Source organism: Yoonia sp. (assembly GCF_017854565.1).
Lineage (GTDB): Bacteria > Pseudomonadota > Alphaproteobacteria > Rhodobacterales > Rhodobacteraceae > Yoonia.
Genome location: NZ_JAFMHJ010000066.1, coordinates 1 through 9,785 on the forward strand (window position 1 = coordinate 1; position 9,785 = coordinate 9,785).

General features: G+C 59.2%; 11 protein-coding genes. 5 read left to right on the top strand and 6 right to left on the bottom strand.

All coding sequences use genetic code 11. The features are described 5' to 3' along the window. Window positions 1-110 precede the first annotated feature (110 nt). Window positions 111-998 (top strand): LysR family transcriptional regulator, encoded by an 888-nt coding sequence (locus tag QZ196_RS16200; protein WP_296428291.1) that lies wholly within the window; start codon window positions 111-113, stop codon window positions 996-998. Between the two features lie 124 nt (window positions 999-1,122). Here QZ196_RS16200 and QZ196_RS16205 read toward each other — a convergent pair whose 3' ends face one another. Genes QZ196_RS16205 through QZ196_RS16230 form a run of 6 tightly spaced genes read right to left on the bottom strand, consistent with a single transcriptional unit; the run spans window position 1,123 to window position 7,070 of the window. After that, complete coding sequence (locus QZ196_RS16205) at window positions 1,123-1,512, bottom strand: Na+/H+ antiporter subunit G (RefSeq protein WP_296428293.1); 390 nt, start codon at window positions 1,510-1,512, stop codon at window positions 1,123-1,125. Further along, the gene (locus tag QZ196_RS16210; protein WP_296428295.1) at window positions 1,509-1,796 is read right to left on the bottom strand and encodes a K+/H+ antiporter subunit F; all 288 of its coding nucleotides are present in this window, start codon (window positions 1,794-1,796) and stop codon (window positions 1,509-1,511) included. The genes QZ196_RS16205 and QZ196_RS16210 overlap by 4 nt, the downstream gene beginning before the upstream one ends. Beyond that, window positions 1,793-2,293, bottom strand: coding sequence for a Na+/H+ antiporter subunit E (locus QZ196_RS16215; protein WP_296428297.1), 501 nt, complete (start codon window positions 2,291-2,293; stop codon window positions 1,793-1,795). Before QZ196_RS16215 ends, QZ196_RS16210 begins: the two co-directional genes overlap by 4 nt. 1 nt (window position 2,294) lies before the next feature. Next, window positions 2,295-3,836, bottom strand: a complete 1,542-nt coding sequence (locus QZ196_RS16220) for a monovalent cation/H+ antiporter subunit D (RefSeq protein ID WP_296428299.1) — start codon at window positions 3,834-3,836, stop codon at window positions 2,295-2,297. Continuing rightward, complete coding sequence (locus QZ196_RS16225) at window positions 3,833-4,189, bottom strand: Na+/H+ antiporter subunit C (protein ID WP_296428301.1); 357 nt, start codon at window positions 4,187-4,189, stop codon at window positions 3,833-3,835. Before QZ196_RS16225 ends, QZ196_RS16220 begins: the two co-directional genes overlap by 4 nt. Before the next feature lies 1 nt (window position 4,190). Beyond that, entirely contained in the window at window positions 4,191-7,070 is a 2,880-nt protein-coding gene (locus tag QZ196_RS16230) for a monovalent cation/H+ antiporter subunit A (protein ID WP_296428303.1), read from the bottom strand. 420 nt (window positions 7,071-7,490) lie between these two features. Here QZ196_RS16230 and QZ196_RS16235 point away from each other — a divergent pair, with 420 nt between their 5' ends. From QZ196_RS16235 to QZ196_RS16250, 4 genes are all read left to right on the top strand, one after another. Further along, entirely contained in the window at window positions 7,491-8,081 is a 591-nt protein-coding gene (locus QZ196_RS16235; RefSeq protein ID WP_296428305.1) for a rhodanese-like domain-containing protein, read from the top strand. A gap of 299 nt (window positions 8,082-8,380) precedes the next feature. Continuing rightward, a complete protein-coding gene (locus QZ196_RS16240; protein WP_296428307.1) occupies window positions 8,381-8,701 on the top strand; it encodes a hypothetical protein in 321 nt (106 codons plus the stop codon). 83 nt (window positions 8,702-8,784) lie between these two features. Continuing rightward, a complete protein-coding gene (locus QZ196_RS16245; protein ID WP_296428309.1) occupies window positions 8,785-9,057 on the top strand; it encodes a TetR family transcriptional regulator C-terminal domain-containing protein in 273 nt (90 codons plus the stop codon). 302 nt (window positions 9,058-9,359) lie between these two features. Then, window positions 9,360-9,785, top strand: a 426-nt coding sequence (locus tag QZ196_RS16250) for a hypothetical protein (protein WP_296428311.1), incomplete at its 3' end; no start/stop codon positions are given.

Genomic DNA, 9,785 nt, shown 5'->3' on the forward strand with positions numbered 1-9,785 from the left:
GCTACCACACTGGATTCACTAGATGAATCCCTCACAGAATTTGTGCAACAGAGCCCCTAAAACGCATAAAAATTCATTATTTATTCCAATTCGTTCTGTTTTATAAATGTATGAGTGAATTCAATTATCATCACCTGCGCTACTTTTGGGCCGTCGCACATGACGGCAACCTGACGCGGACGGCGGCGCGACTTAATCTGTCGCAGTCTGCGGTTTCGTTTCAGATCAAGCAGTTAGAGGCGCAACTGGGGCATGCGCTGTTCGCGCGGCGGGGTCGGCAGCTTGTCCTGACAGAGGCGGGTCGTATCGCGCTGGATCATGCGGATGCGATCTTTGCGGCAGGCCGCGAATTGATCGGGACGTTGCAGGAAAAGGGCCGGACGCGTCAGGCAATCCGCATTGGTGCGCTTGCGACACTGTCGCGCAATTTTCAGATGGAATTTCTACGCCCTATTCTGAACAGAACGGATGTCGAGGTCATTTTACGCTCTGGAACCAGCGCAAATCTCTTGCAGTCCCTTGAAGCGCTGAACCTTGATGTTGTTCTGATCAATCAGGCCCCGGCGCGTGATGCGGTCACGCCATTTGTGTCACACCGACTGTCCGAGCAGCCGGTCAGTCTTGTCGGTACGCCGGAAATGCTGAATAATAACATGGATTTGAGTGAACTACTTGCCACGCAGCCAATCATCCTTCCGACTGCGGACACCGGTATTCGGATTGGCTTTGACGCATGGATCGACCGGGCTGGCATCAGGCCCCAGATCGCTGCCGAGGTCGACGATATGGCCATGATGCGGCTTCTTGCACGCGCAGGCGTGGGGTTGGCGGTCTTGCCGCCCATCGTGGTGCAGGACGAGCTGAACTCTGGTCATCTGGTCGAAGCGGCGCGGTTGCCCGGTGTCTCAGAAACCTTTTTCGCCGTCACCATCACCCGGCGATTTCCGAACCCGATATTGGCCCAATTGCTTGAGGGGCGCGCCATTCAGACCATCTGAAAGGCGAAATCTGCCGGACAGATGGCGTGCAGAACCTGTACATACACCGTACGGACGCATGGCCATATCCAGCGAAACGGGCGGGGATTGCGCATCTGGCCGCCAAACGGCGGGTAAAACGCACTTACTCCGGCTTGAATTCCTTGATTTCGCGATCGGCATCAGGCACGTTCAACGTCGCCCATGTGTCATCGTGGGCCGGCGGGGGTGGTGCCACGCATGAGCGACTGTGGATATGCACCTTTGCGATGAAGTGCGCCGATATCGGGGCCGTCACGAAAAGAAACGCCATGATAAGCAGCTCGTGGGCCGACGGTTCGCCCCGCACGAATGTGTGAATGATGGACGCCAGAAGCAGCGCACCGATCCCAATGGTTCCAACTTTGGTCGGCGCGTGCAGGCGGGTCATTGGATCGTTGAACTTTAACAGTCCGACCACACCCACCAGCACAAAACCTGACCCAATCAGCAAACACAGCGCGACGAGGTATGTTCCAATAATCTCGGTGATCATTCTATGATATCCCCCCGCAGAAGAAAGCGCGCCAGCGCGACCGTGGACATGAAGCCCAACATCGCAATCAACAACGACACTTCAAAATAGATTTGCACTTTTTGATGGAGGCCCAGCACGACCACCAGCCCAATCGCATTGATCACCATCGTATCCAGCGCGAGAATACGATCACCAGACGTCGGACCAAGCACCAGCCGGACCATCGCCAGTATCTGCCCCAGCGCAAGCGCTGCAAACGCGACGACCAACGCAATATTCATCAACTCCGTTGCGGCTGTCATTTGAATATCTCCTTGAGGCGGCTTTCATAGCGGGTCTTGATTTCGGACAGGACGGCGTCGGGATCATCGGTGTGCAGCACATGCACAAGCAAGCTGTGTCCCTGATCTGACAAATCGGCAGAGACGGTGCCGGGCGTCAGCGTGATCGTCCCGGCCAGCATGGTGATCGCCTCTGGCTGGCGCAATTCAAGCGGGACCACAATCCAGGCCGGTTTTAGCTTTGCATTGGGGACGGTCAGCACAATCCATGCGACCTGCACGTTCGCGACCATAATATCCCACATCACCATGATGCTATAGGTCGTCATCTTGCCAAGGTGGAACCCTTGGGGCGTGTCAGGCCACCAGATTGACGTCATACGTGGGATGATGATGCCAAGGATGACGCCGAACACGACCATCCCGGCAGAGACATCGTTTTGAAGCAAGGTCCAGACAATCGCCAGCAAGAGCGTCAAGAACGGGTGCGGCAAAAGCCAGCGGAATGCGCGTGCCATTTCAGTGGTCCCCCCTGAGGTCGCTTAGCTTGCCGGGCGTGTCCAAAACGGTGGCGATATAGGGCGCCGGTGCGAACAGGCGCGCGGCCATGGTTGTGGTGTAGCCGTGGACCTGCCCCGCAAAGACGGTGTGCGCCGCCAAGAGCGCGATCAGCCCGGACACGGCGACATACGACAAGGCGGCAGGACGCGGCATCATGTTGGTCTGATCGGTCGCGTCCACGGCATGGGCCTTCCAGAACAGGATGCTGCCCGCACGGGCAAAACCGACAATGCTGACCAAGCTCGCGCCGAGCACGGTGACCCAGATCCAGACCACAAGATCAGAATCGCGCGCGGCATCGAGAACCAGCAGCTTGCCCAGAAAGCCGGACAGAGGCGGCAGACCCGCCATCGCAATCGCGCCCGTAAAGAACAGGGCCGCCGTCAGGGCATTGCCAGCAACAGGCGGCTGCGGCGTCAGGTCGAGGTTGGCCCGCCCGGTGCGCACAAGGTCCGCGATCAAGAACAGCATGGCGCCTGCCAGTGTCGAATGCACGATGTAATACAGTGCCGCAGCCATGCCTGCCGGCGTAAACAGCGAGATCGACACCATCACCATACCCATCGAGCCAATGACCGAGAACGCTACGAGACGGTCAAGTTTCCGGGCGGCAAGCACGCCGATCATCCCGATGGCCAAAGATACCAATGCGGCGGGCAACAACCATAGATCATGCAAGCCGGCGGTAACCGCCAATTCGGGTGGAAAGATCATCGTGTAAACGCGGATGATGGCATAGGCTCCGACCTTGGTCATGATCGCGAACAGCGCAGCGACAGGTGCCGGTGCCTCGGCATAGCTTGACGGCAGCCAGAAATGCAGCGGCACGACCGCCGCTTTGATCGCGAAGACCAGCAGCAACAGGACGGCGGCAACCCGGATGCCCACCGTTTCGTGTGGACCGATCAGCGCCACGCGATTGGCGAGGTCGGCCATGTTGAGCGTGCCGGTTTCCGCGTAGATCGACCCCAGCGCGAACAGGAAAAGCGTGGAGCCGATGAGATTGAACAGGACGTACTGCACCCCTGCCCTGAGCCGCGCGTTGCCGCCCGCATGGATCATCAGGCCGTATGACGCGATCAGCAGCACCTCGAAGAAGACAAACAGGTTGAAAAGGTCGCCCGTCAGGAACGCGCCCATGATCCCCATCAGCTGAAACTGGAACAGCGCATGGAAATGCCGCCCCCGGCCGTCCCAGCCAGAGCCGATGGCATAGAGCAGCACAAACAGCGCCAGCACCGCCGTCAGCAAGACCATCATGGTGGAAAGCTGGTCGCCGACCAGCACGATGCCAAACGGTGCGGCCCAGTCGCCCATCTGGTAGAGCGTGATCGTGCCGTCGGCCGATTGCCAGGCCAACCCGGCCGCAACCGCGATCAGCGCCAGAACGCTGACCACGGAGAAGACACGCTGTATCCCGATGTGGTAACGCGCCGCGAGGATGATGAAAGGTGCGACAAGCGCGGGCAGGATGATGGGGGCTGCGATCCAATGGTTCATGGGGTGCCCTCCGGCTGATCATTCTCGCTGTCGGGCTGGTCGTCCACATGGTCATCGTCAGAGCCAAGAAAGGCGCCAAGACCGATCATCACCACCACGGCGGTCATTCCGAAAGAGATCACGATGGCCGTCAAGACCAGCGCCTGCGGCAGCGGATCGGAATAGGTCGTGACCCCGTCGCGCAGAATGGGCGGCGCACCGGTGGTCAAGCGGCCCGAGGCAAACAGGAACACATTGACCGCATAGGTCAGCAACGAGATGCCCAAAATCACGGGGAACGTCCGCAAACGCAACACAAGATAGCCCCCCCCGGACGTCAGGATCCCAATGGCGGATGCAACAAGCAGTTCCATGTCACACGCCCTCCCTTACAGTGCCCAAGGCGTTCGGCAGCGGATCATCGCGTGATGGGTCGATGTCCATGGGATGCAGGCTTTCGGGGACATGCGCGCGGCGCGCAAGACGGGAGAAGCTTTCGAGTGACAACATGACGGCGCCCACGACGGCCAGAAAAACGCCAAGGTCGAACAGCGCAGCCGTCGCCACCTCGAACTTGTAGAACGGGGGGATGCGCAGATAGGTGAAATCAGAAGTCAGAAACGGCTTGCCCACGAACCACGATCCGATACCCGTCAGACCCGCGATCAGGACACCGGCCCCGATCACCCCGTGGTAGGGATATGTCAACCGCGCCGAGGCCCAGCCGAAACCACTGGCCATGTATTGCATGACCACCGCGATCGACACGATCAGGCCTGCGATAAATCCGCCGCCCGGTTCATTATGGCCCCGCAGGAAAATATAGAAACCGACCATCAACACGACAGGCATGATGACCCGCGTCAGCACCACCATCATCATCGGGTGTTGATCGCCGGCGCGGGCCTGATCAGGTTTGCGGTTCAGAAGCCGCGCCCGTACCGGCCCGCTGAGCAAGGTTTCGGTCAGCGCGTAAATCAAGACTGCGGCAATGCCCAACACGATGATTTCGCCATATGTGTCAAAACCACGGAAATCGACAAGGATCACGTTGACGACGTTCGTGCCGCCGCCACCTTTGTAGGAATTGGCCAGATGGAACGCAGAGATCGGCGTGCTGACCGCATCACGCAGCATATAATGATACGCCAGCCCAAAGGTCGCAAGACCGCCGATAACAGCGATACCCGTGTCGCGGACACGGCGCAGCACCGAGCTTTCGATTGGGGTTTTGTTTGGCAAGAAGTTCAATGCAAGCAGCAGCAAGATGATCGTCACGACTTCGACGGTGAACTGTGTCATCGCCAGATCAGGTGCACTGAAGAACACAAATCCGACCGACACCATCAGGCCGACAATACCGATCAGGATCAACGACAACAGACGGTTGCGATGCATCAACACCATACCCGCAGTCGCGGCGACCAGCATCAGCCAGCCGGCGATTGCCACCGGCCCGGCGGGCTGCATCGTGCGGGTTGGGGCGGCAACTGTCCCGGTGATCCAGGCGTGATAACCCGCCGCAACGATCACAATCATGCCAATGGCCGCATAGCGCGAGAATGCGCCATTATGCAACGGCAGGATCAGTCGCTGCGCGGCCCGCGCCGCCGTCTCGACGATGGCTTCGAAAATGACCTTTGCCTCGGGGCGCGGCATCGCGTCCCATTGGCGCAGTGCGGGATTGAAGAAGGCCACCATCAGCAGACCGCCCAGGATCGCGATGATTGACATGAACAGCGCGGGCACAAGCCCGTGCCATATCTTGAAGTACGCGGTGGGCACATCAGCCGCATCGCCCAGCACCGACGCCGTGACCAGTTTGACAAAAGGTTCTGCCAGAAACGGCGCGACACCAATCATCACCACCAGCACGACAAGAAGCGCCGGCGGCAACCACAGCCCGACACCGGGATCATGCGGCTTGGCGGGGTAATCATCGCGCACAGGACCAAGGAACACGTGCCCGATGAGGCGGAAACAGTAGGCCGCAGAAAACAGCGACCCAAAGGTCGCGAGCGCAGGCACGAGCCAGGGAGAGGCGAACAGCACTGTTTGATTTGCTTCTTCGAGCATCATTTCCTTGGACAGGAAACCATTGAGCAGCGGAATACCCGCCATCGACAAGGCTGCAATCGTCGCAATCGCGAATGTGATGGGCATCAGTTTGCGCAAGCCGCCCAGACGGCGAATGTCGCGGGTGTGGGTTTCGTGATCAATGATCCCGGCGGACATGAACAGGGCCGCCTTGAAGGTCGCGTGATTGAGGATGTGAAACACGGCGGCCATCGCGCCAAATGCGGTCCCGGTCCCCAGCAACATCGTGATCAAGCCCAGATGGCTGACGGTCGAGAACGCCAGCAGCGCCTTCAGGTCATGCTTGAACAGCGCAATCACGGCACCCAACACCATCGTCACAAGCCCCGTTGCGGTGACGATCATGAACCATTCAGGCGTGCCGGACAGGACCGGCCACATCCGCGCCATCAGGAAAATACCCGCCTTTACCATCGTGGCAGAGTGCAGATACGCCGACACCGGCGTCGGGGCTGCCATCGCGTGCGGCAACCAGAAGTGAAACGGGAACTGCGCGGATTTCGTGAAGCAGCCCAGCAGGATCAGGACCAGCGCCGGAACGTAAAGCGCATCGGCCTGAATAAGATCGCGGTTCTGCAAGATGACGCTGAGATCATAGCTGCCCGCGATCTGGCCTAGGATCAACATGCCGCCGATCATCGCCAGCCCGCCCACTCCCGTCACCGTCAAGGCCATGCGCGCGCCCTGCCGCCCCTCGGGAAGGTGTTTCCAGTAGCCGATCAGCAGGAAAGAGGATAGTGAAGTCAGTTCCCAGAACACCAACAAAAGCAATATGTTGTCGCTAAGGACGATGCCCACCATCGCGCCCTGGAAAAGCAGCAGATACGTGAAGAACTGGCCCATATTGTCATCGCGGCTAAGATAGTGCCGCGCATAAGCGATGATCAAAAGGCCAATGCCAAGTATCAGCAGCGCAAAGAAAAAGCCCAACCCGTCCAGCATCAACGAAAAGTTCAGCCCCAGCAATGGCATCCAGTCAACCCGCGCCAGCACCACCTCGCCGGCCAGCACCGTCGGCAGGTTACTGAGCAGGCCGATAAAAGCCGCCAATGAGACGGCAAATGTCACGCCGGCGGTTGCCGACCGACCAGCGGAGTTCATCAAACCCGGTAAAAGCGCGCCAAAGAACGGTAAAGCAACGATAAAAAAGAGGGACACGCGAGCTCCTTATCCGATGTTTTTCGGTTCGGTCTAATTTGCGTTAAATTCGCGAAACCTCAAGAGTAAGCGACAAATTAACTCAAGAATTTCGCATTTGATTTGGAATTTGCGTCAAAAAGGCCGGCGTTGTCGGGGAGGCACGGTGCGCCAAATTTCAGGAGAGGTCACGCAGGCGTGGAAGGACCTGGCGTGTGTCATCCGGCAAAGCCAGACCACCGCCCTGCCAAACGGACCGATGGGGCATCCAGACCCGGCGAATTGCCGATCGGACGGAATGCTGCGTGGGGTCTTTGCTGGTGACCGAAAACCGCTGAGACGGCGCTGGACCATCATCAGATCGGGAATGTTGCGGTGACGGATGGCCATTGAGTTGCTAGACTGGACCCAAAAGCGCGACTTAATCCGGAGGATGAAGCCATGAGAAAACTTGCTTTGACAATCGCCCTGACGCTGGTGGCAGGGACCGCGACGGCGGAAAATGTGGTCGGCATCACCAAGGACATGCCCACAGTCACCGTGCAAACCGCAAACGGCCCGGTAGAGATCGACCGAACTCAAGACACCACGCATGAGCTCACCGGCGAATGGGCGATGACATCCCGCCCCTGCCCCGAATTTTGCATCCAACCGCACAGCCCTGCGAACGGGGTGATCACAATCGGCGAGCTGGAACTGATCGCGATGCTGCAAGACCCCGAGGCGGTGGTTGTCGACAGCCGTACCCGTGACTGGTTCGCGGGCGGAACAATCCCCGGCGCGATCAACATTCCCTACACCTATGTCGTGGACGAACTGGCCCGGCTGGGTTGCGAGCCGGATTTCGACGGCTGGGACTGCGCGGCGGCAAAACCCGTCGCGCTGTTTTGCAACGGCGTCTGGTGCGGCCAGTCACCCACCGCGATCCGCAACATGATCAAGGCCGGATACCCCGCAGAACGCATATTTTACTATCGCGGCGGTATGCAGGTCTGGCGCCTGCTTGGCCTGACCGTGATCGGCGGCACATAACCGCCCCGACCCAAGAGACACGACCAAAGGGCGGCGCTGCCCGTCCGTGCGGCCCGTCCTGCGCCGCGCAGCGGTCGTGGACACCGCATGGGCCAAGGCCCCGCCAAAGCCGGCGCCTTTAGCGGTCGCAAGAACAGCGCCATTGACGTGGTCCGCACCCGGAGCGCAGCCTAAATTAGACCGATCGTTCTAATGGCACAAATCAAAGGGAGATGCTATCATGCGCATTGCCAAGGAAAACGTGGATATCAAGATGCAAATTCCAGGTGCCACTATCCGTCAGCACAAGAATTTCGGGGATGCGACCGGACTGGGCAAGCGGACTGGGCAAGATGAGCGGCGAGTACTTTTCCCTCGCTGCGGGCGTGGACACCACACCGCTGTTTCACGGCTTGGAAGGCAACCAGTGCCAAGTGCCGCATTGGGGCTTTGTCCTGAAAGGGCAAGTGACGACGACCGATGCCGACGGTGCGCATGAAACCGTCAGCGCCAACGACCTTTTCTATTGGCCGCCCGGCCATAATGTGAAAGTCGACGCCGATGCCGAGATTATCATGTTCAGCCCCCAACACGCGCATAGCAATGTGATTGATCATATGATTGAAATGACCAAAGGCTAGGCTGGCCCCCCGAACACTCGGCCCGGCGATGACCCAACCGCAGAAGTGCTTATGAACGATAAAGCAACACGAGACGCACCGGCGTGAGCGAGGTGTTTCGCGACAAGATCGCGGCGTGCTTTGCGGCCATTGCCGCACGTGTGGCAGTTTGCCTGGAAGAAGCCCGCATGCGCCATGACATCCCCGGCGATAGTAATTTGCGCGATATGGCCGATCTGCTGGTCGATTTCTGGGAGGGTGCCGCACTGCGCAGCCGCCTTCAGCGCAGTCCGGATTCTCTGGATGCGATGCTTGATTTCTACTTTGACGCATTGGCCGCCAACCGGCAAAACCGGGATACCCCAGCCGCAGCCTAGTATCGTGGCCCACCCAGATGTTTGATGGTGCGCTCTGTTCCTTGGAATGAAGGGACGCCGCAGCGGCCCGGCAGTGCTTGGCCCCCGCAAACGATGAAACGCGCCAGTCACCGACACCCGCAAGATGATGGAGAGGTCTGACCAGCGGCTACGGCCTTCGCGACGACGGCGCGCTACCTAGGCATTTACGTACCCTTCCGGAGAGACGCCAAGTGGGTTTTAGCATAGGAAAGTCACCATCAGCGGATCGAAGGCACGTTTTGCGTTCGTTTTCCCGCATCATTTTAAAAAGGGCTATCGAGATGGCTGACGAAAACATGATGAACCTGAAGATTGCGCAGCAGGCCAGGCTTGAGCAGGCGCGGGCGGAAGCGCTGAGGGCCGAGGCGGAAGCGCTGAGGGCCGAGGCTGATGCCGTGTTGCTGCGGATGATGAACACCAGAGGCACGTCGGTGGCGGTCAGTGAGGTGCAGTTCCTGCCCGAGATGCAGGCCTATAGCGCGTCGGGCACCTTGGCGCCTGTCGGCAACAGTGTGCATTTCGTGCCGGCCTCGCAGCTGTCATTTGGGACGGCCGGGGATGATTTACCCGAGTTCGGCTTTGGCCCGGGGGGCGATTTGGTCTACAACAGCGATCTGACGCGTATTGGTGGGTTAGGTTTTGGCTACGGACAGCGCCCGACGGGTCCCGCTGACAGCGTGACGATCGCGAATCCGGTGTCAGCGGTG